Origin of the sequence: Photobacterium sp. GB-72 (genome assembly GCF_003026095.1) — a bacterium.
GTDB lineage: Bacteria > Pseudomonadota > Gammaproteobacteria > Enterobacterales > Vibrionaceae > Photobacterium.
Genome location: NZ_PYNV01000001.1, coordinates 497,753 through 517,866, shown reverse-complemented (window position 1 = coordinate 517,866; position 20,114 = coordinate 497,753). Strand labels below are relative to the sequence as shown.

Below are 20,114 nucleotides of genomic sequence, written 5' to 3'. Positions count from 1 at the left end.
GCTCTTGTGATGCGGTTTTTTATTAATAGCTATCTAAATCGATGATATAACATGGCTATTAATGTCCAGAGTTAATGACTTGCTCTGTAATATTCCCCGCAAGCTCAGCATTGCTTAATTTGAAGAAAATCATTTTGCCTGATTTTTGAATATCTTGGGTGTTGTATTTAAATTGACTAAATATATCTCCCCATTGATAGCGAACGAAAGTCTCACCTGATTGTAAATGCCTATTTACCGAATACTCTGTTGCGTAACCTGTCATTTTACCGTTAATAGGGCGGTTTGGCGCATCATGAGGAATACGAAACATCGTTGACTCGAGCTTTAAAATGCCATTGATGATGCTCGTTGGTTCTTTTAAGTGCTCTGAAAAATAGGTGGCATGAACGAAACGATCTTCAGGATTAGTGTTACCGCCAGTGCCTAAATTTGTTTGGCTCCATTGTTGATCTTGTTCGCCCCATCCACGTGCAGAACGTTTAATATTCGCAAGGTGTTGGGCATAACCAGGCTGATTTGTCATGACGGTATATTGTTTTCCATGCCAAATTTGAGGTTTGCCCTCACGCCATTCAATAATAGCGCTGTCGCCCGTTGGATCTTGGAAAGATAAATGCAGAGCAATGCGAACAGGAATTCCTTCAATAAATTCTTCGTTAGGGGCAAGTGCGGTGGCTGCTTTTACAACATCATTCACTGTTTTATGTTGCGACAACATATGGCGAAGGTAGGTAATTGCGCCATCGGTTTGTTTATTATTCCCTTTGCCGAGATCCATTCCACCATCATAAAGAATATTACCACTGAGCCCTTGTGAGTTAATACCATCCATTAGAATGCCGTAAGCAGTGATCCCCGTGACAGCAAATTTGGATGTAACAAGGTTCTTATTACTCAGGTGCGTTGTGTATTCTGAACCTTGAGGAAAGTTTGCTAAGTAAGGGTTTGTGGATTCAGACCAATCCATAGTACGAGAAACAAAGACACCATGATCTTCTGTTTGCCAAAGGATACGAGTACAAGCATTTGCGTTAGATATTAGGCTTGAAAGAGATAGGGTGGTGATTAATGCGAGTACTAATGGTTTTACTTTCATCTATAACATCCATATAAAATAGTTGGCATAGATATATAGTAAAAAACACCATTTTGTAATGTGGTTATTTGTAACAATGTTTGAAAGGTGAACTAAGTATCAAATAAAAAAGCCAGTGGAAATACACTGGCTCTTTTAAAGTATTACTTTGGGTCGTGAAGAGTTTCATCTTCGGCGCAATTGCCTTTCATGCAATGACCATATAGATATAGGCTATGATTTGTTAAGCGAACATTGAAGCTTTCTGCAATTTGTTTTTGACGATCTTCGATGATGTCATCTGAAAACTCGATAACTTTACCACAATCTAAACAAACTAGATGATCATGGTGGTGTTGAGTTGATAGTTCGAAAACAGATTTACCACCTTCAAAATGATGTCGTGTGACAATGCCTGCATCATCAAACTGGTTGAGTACGCGATAGACTGTAGCTAGGCCAATTTCTTCGCCAATATCGATAAGTTTTTTGTACAAGTCTTCAGCACTGATGTGTTGGCAATCAGGTTCTTGCAGTACTTCCAAAATTTTAAGGCGTGGAAGAGTAACTTTTAAGCCTGCTTGTTTTAGCGCATGATTATTATCTGACATCAAAATTTCCTATTGGCTATCCGCAAAGGTGTTGCAGTAGTCTTTTTCATTTCTAACTATTATAAGTGACGCAACGATAACAATAAACCTTAAAAGCAGAGGAAACTAGGAGATATGTATAATTTCTAGTGTTTGAATGTATGTAAAATTTATGTAAATATAAACTCATCGTACCAGATGGGGGCTTTCATATTGTTTAACGTTTATAAGCCAAGTGTTGTGAAATGTGCGCTGAATCTATGGCCACCCTTTTGGGGGGCGGGTATTAAGATTATGACGATCAGTGATGATTTTCGATATGTTCGTATAAAATTGAAGCTGCGCTGGTGGAATAAGAATGCAAACCGTACACAGTATGGTGGAAGTATTTTTTCACTTACAGATCCTGTTTATTCTTTGATGTTAATGGGCATACTTGGACGTGAGTATTATGTCTGGGATAAACAAGCAAATATCAACTTTATTCAACCGGGCGATAGTGATTTAACCGCTGATTTTGTGATTTCTGAACAGTGTATTGAAGAGATAAAGCAAGTAACAAAATCTGGTGATAAGTATTTTCCCTCTTTTACGGTCAATGTATTAAATAGTCGAGGGGAGTTAGTTTCTCAAGTTGAGCGAACCTTATATGTAAGGAAAAAACCAGAATATCGAACGGAATCGAATGCGATATCTTGAGTGAAAATATCGCTAAAAAGATGTATAAAAAAACGCGCTTGATAAGCGCGTTTTTTTGATGATCTCAATGCGATTAATCAGCAAGTTCTGCTAAGCACATTTCATCATAAATTTGCTCAACCCATTGCTTAACACGCTGTGCTGTAAGCTCTGGTTGGCGATCTTCATCAATACATAAACCTACGAAGTGGTTGTCATCAACAAGTGCTTTTGAAGCTTCAAACTCAAAGCCTTCTGTTGAGAAGTTACCCACAACAGTTGCACCGCGACCTTCAACGATGTCACGCACAGTACCCATCGCATCACAGAAATATTCTGCGTAATCTTCTTGGTCACCACAACCGAAGATAGCCACAAGTTTAGTTGAAAAATCAACTTGCTCAAGCTCTGGGAAAAAGTCATCCCAATCACACTGTGGTTCACCGTAGTACCAAGTAGGAATACCAAGTAGCAATAGATCAAAGTTGTCGATATCTTCTTTGCTGCTTTTTGCGATATCTTTTACTTCAACTAGCTTGTCACCAAGTTGCTTTTGAATCATTTTAGCGACAGCTTCGGTATTACCTGTGTCGCTACCAAAGAAGAGTCCAACGCTTGCCATAGTAGAGATTACCCGTATATAAATAGTTAACTGCTGCATCGCAGTTTACAGAAATCAGTAGAAACGGTGCAATGATAATTACTGTTTACTGACGTTTTGTATATTTTTTCGTCTAAACGGTAGCATTACCCGCAAGAACTAAGTGTTTAGGTGTTGATATAATCATCATAAGTTACACAATTAACGCTAATAATTAAATCCCAGTACCTTCCCATCTTAGCTGAATAATGCCTTTGGTTATAAATCCAGCACAGCCAGAAATTAGACTAGCCGAACAACTTTTTGTCTAAAAGGAGGGACATTACCTTGTTTTAAGACATCTTTTATTGCCATAACGAGAAAGAAAAAATAGTGGTAAAAACAAGATCCAGCCCAATAGATTTAATTAAGTCTATGTATCCATAAAGCATAACAAATCCTTTTGATATATACCCAAGTAACCTCAAAATACTTGGTATTTAAAGTCATTCAGGTATATCCATTTGATGAGACTATAGCATAGTTAAAAAAGTATTTAACATTGTGGTTATGCAATATCTCGTTGTTAATGAGCATGCTAACAACGAGATAAGCATGTTATTTATTTATCAAGGAAGTTTGTGATGATACGGGTCACCGTTTCAGGTTTTTCGGCATGGAGCCAATGTCCAGTATTTGCCACCATATGTGCTTTGGCGTGAGGGAATTGGCGCATAATTTCATCCCGATATTCTGGCATGATATAGTCAGATTCTTGGCCTTTAATAAATAATGTCTTGCCTTTGAATGGCTCTACAGCAGGCTGCCAGCCCATAATGGTGCTGTAGTTGGCAATAATCCCATCAACATTAAATCGCCATTGGTAATGTTCACCCTGTTTGGCGAGAGATTTAAGTAAAAATTGTCTAACACTGGCGTCTTCAACATATTGAGCAAGAAACTGTTCGGCCTCACTACGCTTGGTAATGGTATGTTTATTCACTTCTTGTAAACCATTAAACACATTTTGATGCCGATGTGTTTGATAGCTAACCGGAGCCATATCCAATACAACCAAATGTTCTAAGTGATTTGGTGCTAATGCAGCCAATGCCATGGCTACTTTTCCACCCATTGAATGACCAATTACCGAAAATTGATCAATATCTAATTGGTTGATCACATTCAGCACATCTTGTGCCATATCCTGATAGGTAAAATGATCACTGTGTGGGGACAATCCATGGTTACGAAGATCAACGCTAATTACTTTATAGTTATTTTTCAAATATCTGGCTAAAAGCCCTAGATTAGCAGCACTGCCGAATAAGCCATGGATCAAAATGATCGTTTTTCCATCGCCTTCAACTTGATAATGAAGATTCACTGACTATTTTCTCTAATTAGTTGTGGTATTTACCGTAGAGTATAACCTCGGATCAAGCTATAATCGTAGCCAGATTTTTTAACGGAACGATAATGAATAATACGATGAAGACTATTGAAGTAGACGAAGAACTATATCGTTATATTGCTAGCCAAACTCAACATATTGGTGAAAGTGCTTCTGATATTTTGCGTCGCTTGCTTATGGTACCTGAAGAGCAACTACTACAGCAGCCTGCTGTGGTAATGCCTGTTCGTCCGAAAGGGATCGTTGTTAGTAAAGATGCTGGCAATGTACCAACGATGGATCGTGTTAAAGAAATGCGAACAGTATTGATCTCTGATGAATTTGCCGCACAAGAAAAAGCAATTGGTCGTTTTATGATGATCTTGTCTTCTTTGTATAGCATTGATGCAGAAGGCTTTGCTGAAGCTGCTGCAATTAAAGGTCGTACCCGCGTTTACTTTGCTCATGATGAAGAAACGTTACTAGCAAGTGGTAAAACGACGAAACCTAAGTCGATTCCATCAACACCATTCTGGGTGATTACAAATACAAATACTGAGCGTAAGCGTCAAATGATTGACCAGCTGATGACTAAGATGGGATTTGGTTCAGACATTATTGATAAGGTATGTGGCGAAATCTAATTGTCAGATATTGAGGTCAAATAACAAGGATAAAACTATGGCTATTCATCCTCGTGCTGGGCAACGAGCTCAGCAAGAAGATATGCATAACATTCCAGCACTTATCGCTAATTATTTTCTTATAGAGCCAAGTGCTCAAGATGCATCTCAGCAAGTAGAGTTTGGTACTTCAGGTCATCGAGGAACAGCAGATAAAGGCACATTTAATCAGCATCATATTTGGGCCATTGCACAAGCCATTGCTGAAGTGCGTGCTGAAAATGGAGTGATGGGGCCACTTTTTTTAGGAAAAGATACCCATGCATTATCAGAGCCTGCTTTTACTTCAACATTAGAAGTACTTGTTGCTAATAATGTTCAAGTTGTTATTCAACAAGGTAAGGGATATACCCCGACACCTGGCATTTCTCACTCTATCCTTTGTTACAACAAAGCACATGATGATAAAGCTGATGGTATTGTTATCACGCCATCGCATAATCCACCTCAAGATGGCGGTATTAAATATAATCCTGTCCATGGTGGACCCGCTGAAAGTGAATTAACAACAGCTATTGAACGCCGTGCTAATAAAATCATTGCAAACGGTTTGGTAGATGTTAAGCGTGTATCTATTGTCGACGCTTTAGCTTCACAACTTGTTGTTGAGCAAGATTTAGTTGCACCGTATGTCGCAGATCTTGTAAATGTTATAAATATGGACGCGATTCAAAAATCAGAGCTGAAGTTGGGTGTAGATCCTCTTGGTGGTTCTGGTATTGAATACTGGCGTCAAATTGCCGCATATTATGCGCTAGATCTAACACTTGTTAATGAATCTATTGACCCATCATTTCGTTTTATGTCATTAGATAAAGATGGCGTAGTGCGTATGGACTGTTCATCACCATATGCAATGGCTGGGTTACTGGCGTACAAAGATAATTACGATCTAGCGTTTGGTAACGATCCTGATTACGACCGTCATGGCATCGTAACACCTGCAGGTTTAATGAATCCTAACCATTATCTTGCCGTATGTATTGATTACTTATTCCGTCATCGTAACGATTGGGCTAAGCAAGTTGCAGTGGGTAAAACACTAGTATCTAGTGCGTTGATTGATCGTGTTGTTGCAGCATTAGGCCGTGAACTTGTTGAAGTTCCAGTCGGTTTTAAATGGTTTGTTGATGGCTTATTTAGCGGTAAGTTAGGTTTTGGCGGTGAAGAAAGTGCGGGTGCATCTTTCTTACGTAAAGACGGCACGCCTTGGTCAACAGATAAAGACGGTATTTTACTGTGTTTGTTAGCTGCAGAGATCACTGCTGTAACCGGTAAAACACCGCAAGAATATTACGAAGAGTTAGCAGATAAGTTTGGACGTTCAGAATATTCTCGTTTGCAAGCTGTCGCGAATAAAGAGCAGAAAGCGGTATTAAGTAAGCTTTCTCCCGAAATGGTTTCAGCTGAAACACTAGCTGGTGAACCAATCACCGCACGTCTAACTCATGCGCCAGGTAATGGTGCTGCGATTGGTGGTTTAAAAGTGACGACTGAAAATGGTTGGTTTGCTGCTCGTCCATCGGGTACAGAAGATATTTACAAAATCTATTGTGAAAGCTTTAAGGGCAAAGAACATCTAGCGCTTATTGAGCAAGAAGCACAGGAAATTGTCAGTAAAGTCTTTGCCGACGCAGGTTTATAACCTGTTATATGGATAAAGAAAACGCCCATAATGGGCGTTTTTTTATATATGAAGCTTATGTTCTCAATTCACTATTATGCTTTGGCCAGTGATTCGGAACGATAAACCATACTCTATCTTTTTTATCAACAGCCTGTGTTGGTACGGTAATTTGATTTAGGTCGAGATATTTATCAAGTTCAGCGAAAGCAGGTGGCGCGATCCACTGCTTTTTCGTCAATACTTTCAAAACTAGATGTGCAGCATCAGACTGATAACACCATAATCCTGTGTTAGCCTTTGGGTTGATAATAATAGTTGAGCCTTGCTGTGGTTCAGGCCAAGCGTGAAATAATCGCCCCTGCATGATGAGTCGACGTTTGGTTGGCTGTTCATCAAAGGTAGTTTTAAATGCATCATGCTCACTCAGTCTGAGTTGATGTTCAATCATTCGATTGGTTTTCTTATCGAGATTGTCTTTAGCATTTGGTCCTGGCCAGCTATTGTTATAGGCGAGATAAAATTTGATGGCGACTTCCCAATGTTCAATTTCATCAGTCCGTAAGTTTTTAACCAGAAAATCAATAGAGCCAACAGTCTGTTTATGCCAATGAAGTTGGACTTCTTCTTCCATCAATTCGTAATGAGGGTGAGAAATAATTAATTGCTGCCATAGCCATTGATAGTAAAACCCTAAGCGGCGATTTCCAGTATAGGGCGCTATGCAGGGAAGTTGTGCGTCGCGATTAAATACCTCAAACCAAGTGTCGTCACAGACATAGTCGTATGATGAGATTAAATTTGGCATATTGAGTGTAGCGAGATAATCCTTCGTTAATTGTTTATCTATTTCTTTTTGTAACATTCTTACATAACTCGCTTGTATATAGGCGTATGACACAATATTGACGAAAAGTTACACGAAAATCTGTAGTAATATTTCATAAACTCGATTAAAGTGGTGACAGATTTAGTCATAAAGAGATTCTGTTATGTACACTCAGTATTCAAAGTTCAATATTACTTTTCGTCGCGTTTTTGTTGTACTAGCAGGACTGCTTTCATTACCTGTTTTACTTTTATTACCTGTCAATAAACGTACGCGTATGGGTAGTTTCTTACATCGCTACTGGGTGCAAACTAGCGCTCAGCCTGTATGGCTTAAAAAAATTGAGCAAGGCTTAAAATAATTTCCATGTAATATGAAAAGCTGCCATTGGCAGCTTTTTTTATACCATTTATTTACTGTTAATACAGAGAAAACTCTTAATATAAAGATAGCTTTAGTAAACTAATATCGTAGTATTAAAAAAGATTTTAGTTATAAGATTAAGGACAACATTAGATGAATAATTTTGCTTTAGAAACCGTACTTAATGAGTTTCTTTCTCCTCACTTGATCAAAGATTATTGTCCTAATGGGTTACAAGTTGAAGGCAAACCCGACGTTAAAAAAATTATTACTGGCGTAACGGCTTGTCAGGCACTGATTGATAGAGCTATTGAAGAGAAAGCCGATGCAATTGTTGTCCACCATGGCTTTTTTTGGAAAGGTGAGCCTGCTGAAATTCGTGGTATGAAATATCGACGTATTAAAGCGTTGATTGAAAATGGGATTAATTTATATGCTTATCATTTGCCATTAGATGTACATACGCAAGTTGGCAATAATGTACAGTTAGCCCAACGTTTAGATTTAGACATCACTGGTGGTTTAGAGTTAGGCAATCCTCGTTCAGTTGCGATTTATGGTGAGTTAGATCAAGCGATCTGTGGTGAGGATTTTGCGGCAAGAATTGCGATGGCACTTCAACGCGAACCATTACATATCGCACCGAGTTCATCTCATTTAATAAAAAAAGTGGGGTGGTGTACTGGTGGCGGGCAAGATTATATTGAATTAGCCGTTCAGCAAGGCTGTGACGCCTTTATTTCGGGTGAAGTATCTGAAAGAACCACGCATATTGCACGCGAATTAGGTATTCATTATTTTGCTGCGGGTCATCACGCCACAGAGCGTTATGGTGTAAAAGCATTAGGTGAATGGTTAGCACAAGAATATAACTTTGATGTGGCGTTTATCGACATCGATAACCCAGTATAGGCTAGCTAGTCTTTTGATAGATGAAATAAAAAAGGTTGAGTATTTAAACTCAACCTTTTTATTTATCATCACTTTCAAGAAAATTTATTCGCGCTCATGAAGAGGCTTAAATTCTCTAAATGATTCACCAGTATAAAGCTGACGAGGTCGACCAATACGATTTGTTGGATCACTGTGCATTTCGTTCCAGTGAGCAATCCAACCAATGGTACGAGACATCGCAAAGATCACCGTAAACATTGATACTGGAATACCAATCGCTTTTAAAATAATACCAGAGTAGAAATCTACGTTAGGGTATAATTTCTTACTGACAAAGTACTCATCAGAAAGCGCAATACGCTCAAGTTCCATTGCAACATCTAGTAATGGATCTTCAATCTTCAGCTCTTCAAGCACTTCATGACAAGCTTCACGCATCACGGTTGCACGAGGGTCGTAGTTTTTGTAAACACGGTGACCAAAGCCCATTAGGCGGAATGGGTCATCTTTATCTTTTGCACGCTCAATGAACTCAGGAATGTTTTCTACAGTTCCGATTTCTTCAAGCATCTTAAGACAAGCTTCATTAGCACCACCATGCGCAGGCCCCCAAAGAGATGCAATACCTGCCGCAATACAAGCAAATGGGTTAGCACCAGAAGAGCCCGCAAGACGAACCGTTGACGTTGAAGCATTCTGCTCGTGATCTGCGTGTAGGGTAAAGATCTTATCCATAGCACGCGCAACGACAGGGCTTACTTCATATTCTTCACAAGGTGTTGCAAACATCATGTGAAGGAAATTTTCCGCGTAATCAAGATCATTACGAGGATAAATAAATGGTTGTCCGATGGTGTACTTATGACACATTGCCGCTAATGTCGGCATCTTAGATAACAATCTAAATGCTGCAATCTCACGGTGTGTATCGTTGTTAATATCAAGAGAGTCATGATAAAACGCAGATAAAGCACCAACAACACCACACATTATAGCCATTGGGTGTGCATCACGACGGAAGCCATGGAAAAAGCTCGCGATTTGTTCATGCACCATGGTATGGCGTGTAACTGTTGTTCTAAACTGCTCGTATTCAGCTCGGGTAGGGACCTCACCGTATAACAAGACAAAACAAACTTCTAAATAGTCTGCGTTATTGGCTAATTGATCAATCGGGAAACCTCTGTGAAGCAAGATTCCTTCTTCGCCATCAATGTATGTAATTTGAGATTCACACGAGGCTGTTGCTAGAAAACCTGGGTCAAATGTAAAAAAGCCGTTTGCACCAAGTTTACGCACATCAATTACATCTTGGCCCTCAGAGCCCCCGATAATCGGCAGTTCGATAGGTGCTTTCCCTTCAACATGAAGAGTAGCTTTCTTATCTGCCATAACAATCTCCTTTGCTATTTTTATAATCCTAATCCGATGCGGATGTGCATTTGTTGTACCGTCAGGCGCAACTTTTGTCAATTATTGTGCTTCTTTGTGTGCGCTTGTTAATAACTTTAAATCAAAAAGTATTAATTTATGAGAATCGTGTTTGACATCATGTAACTGGAATTGTTTTTGAATGTTACGGGGCGTATAGTGAGGCAAGGTCTCTGGTTATACTACCCGCCAGGATTTTACAAACATGTGTCATTTATTTTTAAGAGTTAGGTAATGACGTTTACAACGTCTGCTCAACATAATAATAACCTAATATTGAATTTTTGTTGCACTTGTTTGTTGGCTTGTACGTATATCTCAGAGAATTTAATAAAAAAATAAATTGCTTCAATGGAGCTGAGTGGGCAAACCGTGAAAGTAAAAAAGCCAAGACCTGTCAATCTCGACCTACAAACGATTCGCTTTCCGCTTACTGCGATAGCGTCAATCCTACACCGCGTTTCAGGTGTGATTACATTCGTATCCCTTGCCATCTTGCTGTGGCTGCTAAACCTATCTTTATCTTCTCCTGAAGGTTTTACATCCGCTGTTAGTGTTACTGATAGCTTTTTTGTGAAATTTATCCTGTGGGGAGTATTGACCGCATTGTTTTATCACATTGTTTTAGGTGTCCGTCATTTGTTGATGGATTTAGGTTATTTCGAAGAAATGGACACAGGCATTGCAAGTACCAAAGTTAGTTTTGCAATTGTCGCTGTACTAGCAGTATTTGCAGGAGGCTTAGTATGGTAAATAACGTATCTTCCGTCGGCCGTAATGGTATACACGATTTTATTCTGATCCGCGCTACAGCGATCATTTTGACCCTTTACACCGTATATATGGTTGGTTTCTTTGCGTTTGGCCCTGAGCTAACGTTTGAAACTTGGAGTGCATTCTTCAATCAAATCAGTACCAAAGTTTTTACTATGTTGGCTTTGGTTTCCATTCTTGTACATGCTTGGATTGGTTTGTGGCAAGTGTTAACAGACTACATTAAACCTGCCGTTTTAAGAGTGGGATTGCAGTTTGTTGTTGTAGCAATTCTTTTTGTTTACCTATTTGCGGGTTTCTTTATTGTGTGGGGTGTGTAAGTGAGCATTGCAGTTCGTGAGTTTGATGCCGTTGTTATCGGTGCTGGTGGTGCGGGTATGCGTGCCGCATTACAAATTTCAGAGCAAGGACTAAAATGTGCCTTGCTATCAAAAGTGTTCCCTACGCGCTCTCATACTGTATCTGCGCAGGGCGGTATTACTGTTGCGCTGGGTAATTCACACCCAGATAATTGGCAATGGCATATGTATGACACAGTAAAAGGCTCTGATTACATTGGTGATCAGAATGCTATTGAATACATGTGTCAAAATGGCCCTAAGTCAGTTATTGAATTAGAAAAAATGGGGCTACCGTTTTCGCGTTTTGACAACGGTACTATCTATCAACGCCCATTTGGTGGTCAGTCTAAAGAGTTTGGTGGTGAGCAAGCTGCGCGTACAGCCGCTGCTGCTGACCGTACTGGTCACGCGTTACTTCATACGCTTTATCAGCAAAATATTAAGCATCAAACGACGATTTTTTCTGAGTGGTATGCGTTAGATTTAGTAAAAAACCAAGATGGTGCAATTTTAGGTTGTACTGCTTTGTGTATGGAAACTGGCGAGATTTGTTACTTCAAATCTAAAGCTACTATCCTTGCAACAGGCGGCGCTGGCCGTATTTACGCTTCGACAACAAATGCGCACATTAATACTGGTGACGGTGTTGGTATGGCGCTTCGTGCTGGCGTGCCAATGCAAGATATGGAAATGTGGCAATTCCATCCAACCGGTATTGCTGGCGCGGGTGTACTGGTAACGGAAGGTTGTCGTGGTGAAGGTGGTTATCTTTTAAATAAAGATGGTGAACGCTTCATGGAGCGTTATGCACCTAATGCTAAAGATTTGGCTGGTCGTGATGTGGTTGCACGTTCAATGATGGTTGAGATCCGTGAAGGTCGTGGTTGCGATGGCCCATGGGGACCTCACATTAAATTGAAACTTGATCATTTAGGTAAAGATGTTCTTGAATCGCGTCTACCGGGTATTTGTGAATTATCGCGTACCTTTGCCCATATTGATCCTGTTAAAGAGCCGATTCCAGTTATTCCTACTTGTCATTACATGATGGGTGGGGTACCGACTCAGGTATCAGGCCAAGCCCTTAAACAAACAGCATCTGGTGTTGATCAAGAAGTACAAGGTCTTTTCGCTTGTGGTGAGATCGCATCTGTATCTGTGCATGGTGCTAACCGTTTAGGTGGTAACTCATTACTTGATCTGGTCGTCTTCGGTCGTGCAACGGGTTTACATCTAGGTGAAACGTTGGCTGCACAAACAGAAGCTCGTCCTGCCACAGATTCTGATATAGAAGCCTCTTTAGCCCGTGTTAACCGTTGGAACACTACGCAAAAAGGTGAAGATCCTGTTCAAATTCGTAAAGATCTTCAAAGTTGTATGCAAAACAACTTCTCGGTTTTCCGTGAAGGTGATGCGATGGCAACGGGTCTTACAGAGCTAAAAGAAATTCGTGAACGTTTAAAGCATGCGCGTTTAGATGACACTTCTTCTGAGTTTAATACACAACGTATTGAATGCTTAGAGCTTGAAAACTTAATGGAAACAGCAATGGCAACGGCAGTCGCGGCTAACTACCGTACTGAAAGTCGTGGTGCTCATGCTCGTTTCGACTTCCCTGAACGTGATGATGCTAATTGGTTATGCCACTCTATTTACAACCCTGAGACAGAAGCTATGTCTAAGCGTGATGTAAATATGTCGCCAGTTCATCGTGAAGCTTTCCCGCCGAAAGCACGTACTTACTAAGGGAGGATAGATAAGATGAAACTCAACTTCTCAATATATCGCTATAACCCTGATGTGGATAATGCACCACACATGAAAGGGTATACCTTAGAAGTGCCAGAAGGCTCAGATATGATGGTGCTTGATGCACTTATACTGTTAAAAGAGCAAGACTCTACGCTGTCTTTCCGTCGTTCATGTCGTGAGGGTGTGTGTGGTTCTGATGGCATTAATATGAACGGTAAAAATGGTTTAGCTTGTATTACACCATTATCAGCTTTAATGGATAAGAGCACGATTGTTATCCGCCCTTTACCGGGATTACCAGTTGTTCGTGATCTGATTATCGACATGGAACAGTTCTACACCAATTATGCAAAAGTAAAACCTTTCTTAATTGATGATGGAGCAGTTCCACCGGCTCGTGAAAACCTCCAAGCGCCTGAAGATCGCGCGCAGTTAGATGGTTTGTACGAATGTATTATGTGTGCATGTTGCTCGACATCATGCCCATCATTTTGGTGGAATCCTGATAAATTTATTGGGCCTGCAGGCTTATTGGCAGCATATCGATGGTTAATTGATAGCCGTGATACAGCAACAGATGAACGATTATCAAATCTTGATGATGCATTTAGTGTTTTTCGTTGCCATGGCATAATGAACTGTGTAAATGTTTGTCCTAAAGGACTAAATCCAACAAAAGCGATTGGTCACATTAAATCAATGCTGCTTAAACGAGCAGTATAAAAAAATAATATCGATATGCCGGTGACGTTAATTCAATGAATGAGTAATTGATCCGGCCTTAATGCTCTGATTAAACAATCGGTGTAAACGGCGATAACTAGTGGTTAAGGGAAAATAATGCAGAACGGCGTTATGAAGGCATGGCTTGAGTCTTCACATTTAGCTGGCGCCAATGCGACTTACGTAGAAGATCTCTACGAGTTGTATCTTAGCGACCCAGAATTAGTTGACGAGCAATGGCGTGATATTTTTGTTGAATTACCGGTAGTCAATGAGACTGCTGTAGAACAACCTCACTCACGTGTTCGTGATTATTTCCGACGTTTAGCGAAAGAAACCAACTTTTTAAGTGCTACCGTCAGTGATCCAGATGTAGATGCGAAACAAGTAAAGGTATTGCAGCTGATTAATGCATACCGCTTCCGTGGGCATCAAAATGCAAAACTTGATCCATTAGGATTATGGCAGCGTGATTTAGTTCCAGATCTTGATCCGGCATTCCATAATCTTACTGATGAAGATTTTAATGAAACATTTAACGTAGGCTCGTTTGCTGTTGGTCAAGAGACCATGAAGCTTTCTGAAATTTATGCTGCGTTAAAGAAAACATACTGTGGCTCTATTGGTGCAGAATACATGCACATTACAGATACTGAGGAAAAGCGTTGGATCCAACAACGTCTTGAATCGGTAATGGGGCACGGTTCCTTCTCACAAGAAGAGCAACTTTCATTTCTTGATGAATTGACCGCAGCTGAAGGTCTTGAGCGTTATTTAGGCGCGAAATTCCCTGGAGCTAAGCGATTCTCATTAGAAGGTGGTGATGCACTTATTCCAATGATGAAAGAGCTGATCCGTCACGCTGGTTCTCAAGGTGTACGCGAAGTTGTTATTGGCATGGCCCACCGTGGTCGCCTAAACATGTTAGTTAATGTATTAGGTAAAAAGCCACAAGACTTATTTGATGAGTTTGCAGGTAAGCACGGCGAAAGCTGGGGTACGGGTGATGTAAAATATCACCAAGGCTTTTCTGCAGATTTTGCTACACCAGGTGGCGATGTTCACCTTGCTCTTGCCTTTAACCCATCTCACCTTGAAATTGTAAACCCAGTTGTTGTGGGTTCTGTCCGCGCTCGTCAAGATCGCTTAGGTGATGATACGGGTTCTAAAGTATTACCTATTACACTCCATGGTGATTCAGCGATTGCTGGACAGGGTGTTGTTGCTGAGACGTTCAATATGTCTCAAGCACGTGGTTATGGTGTTGGCGGTACTATTCGTATTGTCGTCAATAACCAAGTTGGTTTTACGACCTCTAATCCAAATGATACCCGCTCGACAGAATACTGTACTGATATCGCTAAGATGGTGCAGTCACCTATTTTCCACGTTAATGCTGATGATCCTGAAGCGGTTGCTTTTGTAACTCGACTTGCGTTTGATTTCCGTAATGAATTTAAGCGTGATGTTGTTATTGATTTGGTTTGTTACCGTCGTCATGGTCACAATGAAGCGGATGAGCCGAATGCAACTCAGCCTCTTATGTACCAAAAGATCAAAAAGCATCCTACGCCTCGTAAGATTTATGCCGATTACTTAACCGACACTGGCGTGTTTGGTTTAGATACGGCAACAAGCTTAGTCAATGAATATCGTGATGCGTTAGATCGTGGCGAGTGTGTGGTAAAAGAATGGCGTCCAATGCATCTTCATACAGTTGATTGGTCACCGTACTTAGGCCATGACTGGACAGTTGATTGGAATAATAAAGTGCCTGTTGAGCGTTTAAAAGAGTTAGGTGCTCGCCTTTGCCAATATCCAGATAGTCATGTTTTACAGAGCCGTGTTCAAAAGCTATATAACGATCGCGTCGCTATGATTGCGGGTGAAAAAGCGTTTGATTGGGGTATGGCTGAAACATTGGCTTATGCCACATTAGTTGACGAAGGTAATCGTATTCGTATTACAGGCCAAGATTCTGGTCGTGGTACCTTCTTCCATCGTCATGCTGTACTGCATAACCAAGAAGATGCTAGTACTTATGTGCCGTTAGCTAATCTTCACAATGGACAAGGTCCGTTTGAAGTGATCGACTCAGTGTTATCTGAAGAAGCGGTATTAGCCTTTGAATATGGTTACGCAACGGCTGAGCCTAGTGGTTTGACGGTATGGGAAGCGCAATTTGGTGATTTTGCTAATGGTGCTCAAGTTGTGATTGACCAATTCATCAGTTCTGGTGAGCAAAAATGGGGGCGTATGTGTGGTTTAACCATGCTGCTACCACATGGTTATGAAGGTCAAGGCCCAGAGCACTCATCGGCACGTTTAGAGCGTTACTTACAATTGTGTGCAGAGCAAAATATGCAAGTTGTTGTTCCATCAACACCTGCACAGGTTTACCACATGATCCGTCGTCAAGTGGTTCGTCCAATGCGTCGACCATTAATTGTAATGTCGCCAAAATCATTGCTGCGCCATCCGTTATGTACATCTACGTTAGACGATTTAGCTAACGGTACTTTCTTACCTGCGATTGCTGAAGTTGATGATTTAGCACCAAATAAAGTGAAACGTGTGGTTTTCTGTTCAGGTAAAGTTTATTACGATTTACTGGAGCAACGCCGCAAGAATGAACAAGAGGATGTGGCGATTGTTCGTATCGAGCAACTGTACCCATTCCCGAAAGAAGACGTTGAAGCTGCAATTGCTGAATATAAGCACGTAACTGATTTTGTTTGGTGTCAAGAAGAGCCGCAAAACCAAGGCGCGTGGTATTCAAGTCAACATAACTTCTATTCTGCGTTACCAGCAGGTGCGCGTTTAAGTTATGCCGGACGTCCAGCATCAGCCTCACCGGCGGTAGGTTACATGTCGGTGCATTTGAAACAACAAAAAGCACTTATAGAAGACGCTTTAACAATTGCTCCTCAAGAGCAAAATAATAATTAGAACTGGAACAAAAAGGACAAAACCGATATGACAATCGAAATTCTGGTTCCCGACCTCCCGGAATCTGTGGCTGACGCAACCGTTGCCACTTGGCACAAACAACCTGGCGATGCCGTATCTCGTGATGAGGTATTGGTTGATATTGAAACAGATAAAGTAGTACTTGAAGTTCCAGCTCCTGAAGATGGCGTGTTAGAAGCTATTTTTGAAGGTGAAGGTACGACTGTTCTTACTAAACAGTTGATTGGTAAAATCAAAGTTGGCGCAGTTGCTGGTGAACCAACAAAAGATGTACCAACAGAAGCTGAAGCGTCACCGAATAAGCGTAACACCGCCTCTTTAACAGAAGAAACAAGTGAAGCATTAAGCCCAGCCGTTCGTCGTTTGTTAAGTGAGCATGGTATTGATGCAGGTGCTGTTAAAGGCTCTGGTGTTGGTGGTCGCATTACTCGAGAAGATGTAGAAGCATACTTAAAGAATCAATCAGCATCAGCTGTGACAAAAGCACCTGTTGTTGATACGCCACTAGCGCACCGCAGCGAAAAACGTGTGCCTATGACACGTTTACGTAAGCGTGTAGCTGAGCGCCTGCTTGAAGCTAAAAATAGTACGGCGATGTTAACAACGTTTAACGAAGTGAACATGAAACCAATCATGGATCTTCGTAAGCAATACAAAGATATCTTCGAAGAGCGTCATGGTATTCGTCTTGGCTTTATGTCTTTCTATGTAAAAGCTGTGGTTGAAGCACTAAAGCGTTACCCAGAAGTAAATGCATCTATTGATGGTGATGATATTGTTTATCACAACTTCTTTGATGTAAGCATTGCAGTATCAACACCTCGTGGTCTGGTAACTCCTGTTCTACGTGATTGCGATAAGCTAAGCCTTGCTGAAATTGAGAAGGGTATTCGTGAACTTGCAATTAAAGGTCGTGACGGCAAGTTAACCGTTGAAGATTTAACAGGTGGTAACTTTACGATCACTAATGGTGGTGTGTTTGGCTCATTGATGTCGACGCCGATCATTAATCCACCACAAGCTGCGATTTTAGGTATGCATAAAATCCAAGATCGCCCTATGGCGGTGAATGGACAAGTTGAAATCTTGCCTATGATGTACCTTGCGTTATCTTACGATCACCGTTTAGTTGATGGTCGTGAATCAGTGGGTTACTTAGTAACGATTAAAGAGTTACTTGAAGATCCAACACGTCTACTACTAGACGTATAATTTGGTAAATAGGCTGGATAAATGCTCATTATTCAGCCTATTAATGACAGTTAGTCAAATTGCCAAATCTAATCACGAAGAGGTTCCCAAGAGTACCTCGTATGGATATAACAAGTCCCAAAGGGATAAGAAAACGGATAGAACATCATGAATTTGCACGAATATCAGGCAAAACAGCTATTCGCTGAATATGGTTTACCTGTACCAGAAGGTTACGCTTGCGATACGCCACAACAGGCGGCAGAAGCGGCAGGTAAAATTGGTGGTAGTAAGTGGGTAGTTAAATGTCAGGTTCACGCTGGTGGTCGCGGTAAAGCGGGCGGTGTGGAATTACATGAAACCAAAGATGGTATTAAACAGTTTGCTCAAAACTGGCTAGGTAAAAATCTAGTAACTTACCAAACAGATGCTAATGGTCAGCCAGTAACCAAAATATTAGTTGAAGAAGCATCTAATATTGCCAATGAGTTGTACTTAGGTGCAGTGGTTGATCGTGGCTCTCGCCGTATCGTTTTCATGGCATCAACTGAAGGTGGTGTGGAAATTGAAAAAGTAGCAGAAGAGACACCTGAACTTATTCATAAAGCAGCAATTGATCCATTGGTTGGGCCTCAGCCATACCAAGGACGTGAGCTTGCATTCAAACTGGGTCTTAAAGGCGATCAGATTAAACAATTTACTAAGATCTTTATGGGCTTAGCAAATATGTTCGCTGAATATGACCTTGCATTGCTTGAAATTAACCCACTAGTTATCACGGGTGATAATAACCTATTGTGCCTAGACGGTAAGATTAATATCGATTCTAACGCAATGTATCGCCAGCCTAAACTCCGTGAAATGCATGATCCATCGCAAGAAGATGAGCGTGAAGCACATGCTGCACAGTGGGAATTAAATTACGTTGCACTCGACGGAAACATTGGCTGTATGGTTAATGGTGCAGGCCTTGCAATGGGTACGATGGATATCGTTAACCTGCACGGTGGACAGCCGGCTAACTTCCTTGATGTAGGTGGCGGTGCAACCAAAGAGCGTGTTACTGAAGCATTTAAAATTATCCTCTCTGATAGCAACGTAAAAGCCGTATTGGTTAATATCTTCGGTGGTATTGTACGTTGTGATTTGATTGCTGATGGCATCATCGGCGCTATTGCAGAAGTTGGCGTTAAAGTACCAGTTGTTGTTCGCCTTGAAGGTAACAACGCAGAAGTAGGTGCAGCGAAACTTGCAGATAGTGGTCTTAATATTATTGCTGCGACTTCGTTAACAGAAGCGGCGGAAAAAGTTGTTGCTGCAGCGGAGGGTAAATAATGTCAGTTTTAATTAATAAAGATACCAAAGTAATTTGTCAGGGCTTTACTGGCGGACAAGGTACATTCCACTCAGAGCAAGCGATTGAGTACGGAACACAAATGGTGGGTGGTGTTTCTCCAGGTAAAGGCGGAACAACACACCTAGGTCTACCTGTATTTAATACGGTACGCGAAGCAGTTGAAGTGACTGGTGCAACAGCGACAGTTATCTATGTACCCGCGCCGTTTTGTAAAGACGCAATCTTAGAAGCAATTGATGCTGGCATCGAGCTTATCGTAACGATTACAGAAGGCATTCCAACACTGGATATGCTAGATGTTAAAGTTCGCCTTGATGAAGCTGGCGTTCGTATGATTGGTCCTAACTGTCCGGGTGTTATTACACCAGATGAGTGTAAGATTGGTATCATGCCGGGTCATATCCATAAGGCTGGTAAAGTAGGTATCGTATCGCGTTCAGGTACATTGACTTACGAAGCGGTTAAGCAAACAACAGATGAAGGCTTTGGTCAATCTACATGTGTAGGTATCGGTGGTGATCCAATTCCAGGTTCAAACTTCATTGATATCCTTGAAATGTTTGAAAAAGATCCAGCGACAGAAGCGATTGTAATGATTGGTGAAATCGGTGGTACTGCTGAAGAAGAAGCAGCAGCTTACATTAAAGAGAACGTGACAAAACCTGTTGTTTCTTACATTGCGGGTGTTACCGCACCTCCTGGTAAGCGTATGGGTCACGCAGGTGCTATTATTTCTGGCGGTAAAGGTACGGCTGAAGATAAATTTGCTGCACTTGAAGAAGCTGGCGTTAAGACAGTAAAAAGTTTAGCAGATATCGGTAAAGCGTTACGTGAAGTAACTAATTGGTAATCTCTACCTACCC

Annotated in this window: 19 protein-coding genes and 1 pseudogene; 13 read left to right on the top strand and 7 right to left on the bottom strand. The window is 41.0% G+C overall.

What is annotated here, in order from left to right:
- Window positions 1-58: 58 nt before the first annotated feature.
- Both C9J40_RS02255 and fur read right to left on the bottom strand, forming a co-directional pair.
- Window positions 59-1,099 (bottom strand): linear amide C-N hydrolase, encoded by a 1,041-nt coding sequence (locus C9J40_RS02255; RefSeq protein WP_107245591.1) that lies wholly within the window; start codon window positions 1,097-1,099, stop codon window positions 59-61.
- A 143-nt stretch (window positions 1,100-1,242) separates the two neighbouring features.
- Window positions 1,243-1,689, bottom strand: a complete 447-nt coding sequence (gene fur / locus C9J40_RS02250) for a ferric iron uptake transcriptional regulator (RefSeq protein ID WP_107205569.1) — start codon at window positions 1,687-1,689, stop codon at window positions 1,243-1,245.
- Between the two features lie 192 nt (window positions 1,690-1,881).
- On the opposite strand from fur, the gene C9J40_RS02245 reads away from it, so the two are divergent.
- On the top strand, window positions 1,882-2,367 hold the full coding sequence (locus C9J40_RS02245; protein WP_107245705.1) for a DUF4442 domain-containing protein: 486 nt from the start codon (window positions 1,882-1,884) through the stop codon (window positions 2,365-2,367).
- A gap of 73 nt (window positions 2,368-2,440) precedes the next feature.
- Here the strand turns inward: C9J40_RS02245 and fldA are convergent, their stop codons facing one another.
- From fldA to C9J40_RS02230, 3 genes and pseudogenes are all read right to left on the bottom strand, one after another.
- A complete protein-coding gene (gene fldA / locus C9J40_RS02240) occupies window positions 2,441-2,968 on the bottom strand; it encodes a flavodoxin FldA (protein WP_107205571.1) in 528 nt (175 codons plus the stop codon).
- Between the two features lie 193 nt (window positions 2,969-3,161).
- A pseudogene (locus tag C9J40_RS22085) lies at window positions 3,162-3,378 on the bottom strand (DUF2788 domain-containing protein).
- A gap of 170 nt (window positions 3,379-3,548) precedes the next feature.
- Window positions 3,549-4,313 (bottom strand): alpha/beta fold hydrolase, encoded by a 765-nt coding sequence (locus tag C9J40_RS02230; RefSeq protein WP_107245590.1) that lies wholly within the window; start codon window positions 4,311-4,313, stop codon window positions 3,549-3,551.
- Between the two features lie 104 nt (window positions 4,314-4,417).
- Between C9J40_RS02230 and seqA the strand changes: the two genes are divergently transcribed.
- Entirely contained in the window at window positions 4,418-4,963 is a 546-nt protein-coding gene (gene seqA / locus C9J40_RS02225) for a replication initiation negative regulator SeqA (RefSeq protein WP_107245703.1), read from the top strand.
- Between the two features lie 37 nt (window positions 4,964-5,000).
- Window positions 5,001-6,647 (top strand): phosphoglucomutase (alpha-D-glucose-1,6-bisphosphate-dependent), encoded by a 1,647-nt coding sequence (gene pgm, locus C9J40_RS02220; RefSeq protein ID WP_107245588.1) that lies wholly within the window; start codon window positions 5,001-5,003, stop codon window positions 6,645-6,647.
- A gap of 55 nt (window positions 6,648-6,702) precedes the next feature.
- Here the strand turns inward: pgm and C9J40_RS02215 are convergent, their stop codons facing one another.
- Window positions 6,703-7,491 carry a DUF1853 family protein gene (locus C9J40_RS02215; protein ID WP_107245586.1) on the bottom strand — a complete coding sequence of 263 codons (789 nt, stop codon included), beginning with the start codon at window positions 7,489-7,491 and terminating at the stop codon, window positions 6,703-6,705.
- Window positions 7,492-7,618: 127 nt separating this feature from the next.
- On the opposite strand from C9J40_RS02215, the gene C9J40_RS02210 reads away from it, so the two are divergent.
- Window positions 7,619-7,816: a DUF2517 family protein gene (locus C9J40_RS02210; RefSeq protein ID WP_107205575.1), complete on the top strand. Its 198-nt coding sequence runs from the start codon at window positions 7,619-7,621 to the stop codon at window positions 7,814-7,816.
- A gap of 155 nt (window positions 7,817-7,971) precedes the next feature.
- A complete protein-coding gene (locus C9J40_RS02205) occupies window positions 7,972-8,730 on the top strand; it encodes a Nif3-like dinuclear metal center hexameric protein (RefSeq protein WP_107205576.1) in 759 nt (252 codons plus the stop codon).
- Between the two features lie 84 nt (window positions 8,731-8,814).
- Here C9J40_RS02205 and C9J40_RS02200 read toward each other — a convergent pair whose 3' ends face one another.
- A complete protein-coding gene (locus C9J40_RS02200; protein WP_107205577.1) occupies window positions 8,815-10,104 on the bottom strand; it encodes a citrate synthase in 1,290 nt (429 codons plus the stop codon).
- A gap of 390 nt (window positions 10,105-10,494) precedes the next feature.
- On the opposite strand from C9J40_RS02200, the gene sdhC reads away from it, so the two are divergent.
- The 8 genes from sdhC (at window position 10,495) to sucD (ending at window position 20,101) form a co-directional block, all read left to right on the top strand.
- On the top strand, window positions 10,495-10,896 hold the full coding sequence (gene sdhC, locus C9J40_RS02195; protein WP_107205578.1) for a succinate dehydrogenase cytochrome b556 subunit: 402 nt from the start codon (window positions 10,495-10,497) through the stop codon (window positions 10,894-10,896).
- Complete coding sequence (gene sdhD / locus C9J40_RS02190) at window positions 10,890-11,237, top strand: succinate dehydrogenase, hydrophobic membrane anchor protein (protein WP_045148138.1); 348 nt, start codon at window positions 10,890-10,892, stop codon at window positions 11,235-11,237. The genes sdhC and sdhD overlap by 7 nt, the downstream gene beginning before the upstream one ends.
- Window positions 11,238-13,004 (top strand): succinate dehydrogenase flavoprotein subunit, encoded by a 1,767-nt coding sequence (gene sdhA / locus C9J40_RS02185; RefSeq protein WP_107205579.1) that lies wholly within the window; start codon window positions 11,238-11,240, stop codon window positions 13,002-13,004.
- A 15-nt stretch (window positions 13,005-13,019) separates the two neighbouring features.
- The gene (locus C9J40_RS02180) at window positions 13,020-13,733 is read left to right on the top strand and encodes a succinate dehydrogenase iron-sulfur subunit (protein WP_005370542.1); all 714 of its coding nucleotides are present in this window, start codon (window positions 13,020-13,022) and stop codon (window positions 13,731-13,733) included.
- Window positions 13,734-13,850: 117 nt separating this feature from the next.
- Window positions 13,851-16,682, top strand: a complete 2,832-nt coding sequence (gene sucA, locus C9J40_RS02175) for a 2-oxoglutarate dehydrogenase E1 component (RefSeq protein ID WP_107205580.1) — start codon at window positions 13,851-13,853, stop codon at window positions 16,680-16,682.
- A 27-nt stretch (window positions 16,683-16,709) separates the two neighbouring features.
- The gene (odhB, locus tag C9J40_RS02170) at window positions 16,710-17,915 is read left to right on the top strand and encodes a 2-oxoglutarate dehydrogenase complex dihydrolipoyllysine-residue succinyltransferase (protein ID WP_107205581.1); all 1,206 of its coding nucleotides are present in this window, start codon (window positions 16,710-16,712) and stop codon (window positions 17,913-17,915) included.
- Between the two features lie 147 nt (window positions 17,916-18,062).
- Complete coding sequence (gene sucC / locus C9J40_RS02165) at window positions 18,063-19,229, top strand: ADP-forming succinate--CoA ligase subunit beta (RefSeq protein WP_005370549.1); 1,167 nt, start codon at window positions 18,063-18,065, stop codon at window positions 19,227-19,229.
- Window positions 19,229-20,101, top strand: a complete 873-nt coding sequence (gene sucD, locus C9J40_RS02160) for a succinate--CoA ligase subunit alpha (RefSeq protein WP_005370551.1) — start codon at window positions 19,229-19,231, stop codon at window positions 20,099-20,101. Before sucC ends, sucD begins: the two co-directional genes overlap by 1 nt.
- The last annotated feature ends 13 nt before the right edge of the window (window positions 20,102-20,114 follow it).

What these genes read in the sequence shown, in the direction of transcription:
- C9J40_RS02215 (WP_107245586.1), bottom strand. Translation starts at nt 7,491, where the DNA reads ATGTTACAAAAAGAAATAGATAAACAATTAACGAAGGATTATCTCGCT.
- C9J40_RS02205 (WP_107205576.1), top strand. Translation starts at nt 7,972, where the DNA reads ATGAATAATTTTGCTTTAGAAACCGTACTTAATGAGTTTCTTTCTCCT.
- C9J40_RS02200 (WP_107205577.1), bottom strand. Translation starts at nt 10,104, where the DNA reads ATGGCAGATAAGAAAGCTACTCTTCATGTTGAAGGGAAAGCACCTATC.
- sucC (WP_005370549.1), top strand. Translation starts at nt 18,063, where the DNA reads ATGAATTTGCACGAATATCAGGCAAAACAGCTATTCGCTGAATATGGT.
- pgm (WP_107245588.1), top strand. Translation starts at nt 5,001, where the DNA reads ATGGCTATTCATCCTCGTGCTGGGCAACGAGCTCAGCAAGAAGATATG.
- sucA (WP_107205580.1), top strand. Translation starts at nt 13,851, where the DNA reads ATGCAGAACGGCGTTATGAAGGCATGGCTTGAGTCTTCACATTTAGCT.
- sucD (WP_005370551.1), top strand. Translation starts at nt 19,229, where the DNA reads ATGTCAGTTTTAATTAATAAAGATACCAAAGTAATTTGTCAGGGCTTT.
- seqA (WP_107245703.1), top strand. Translation starts at nt 4,418, where the DNA reads ATGAAGACTATTGAAGTAGACGAAGAACTATATCGTTATATTGCTAGC.
- fur (WP_107205569.1), bottom strand. Translation starts at nt 1,689, where the DNA reads ATGTCAGATAATAATCATGCGCTAAAACAAGCAGGCTTAAAAGTTACT.
- C9J40_RS02210 (WP_107205575.1), top strand. Translation starts at nt 7,619, where the DNA reads ATGTACACTCAGTATTCAAAGTTCAATATTACTTTTCGTCGCGTTTTT.
- fldA (WP_107205571.1), bottom strand. Translation starts at nt 2,968, where the DNA reads ATGGCAAGCGTTGGACTCTTCTTTGGTAGCGACACAGGTAATACCGAA.
- sdhD (WP_045148138.1), top strand. Translation starts at nt 10,890, where the DNA reads ATGGTAAATAACGTATCTTCCGTCGGCCGTAATGGTATACACGATTTT.
- C9J40_RS02180 (WP_005370542.1), top strand. Translation starts at nt 13,020, where the DNA reads ATGAAACTCAACTTCTCAATATATCGCTATAACCCTGATGTGGATAAT.
- sdhC (WP_107205578.1), top strand. Translation starts at nt 10,495, where the DNA reads ATGGAGCTGAGTGGGCAAACCGTGAAAGTAAAAAAGCCAAGACCTGTC.
- odhB (WP_107205581.1), top strand. Translation starts at nt 16,710, where the DNA reads ATGACAATCGAAATTCTGGTTCCCGACCTCCCGGAATCTGTGGCTGAC.
- C9J40_RS02255 (WP_107245591.1), bottom strand. Translation starts at nt 1,099, where the DNA reads ATGAAAGTAAAACCATTAGTACTCGCATTAATCACCACCCTATCTCTT.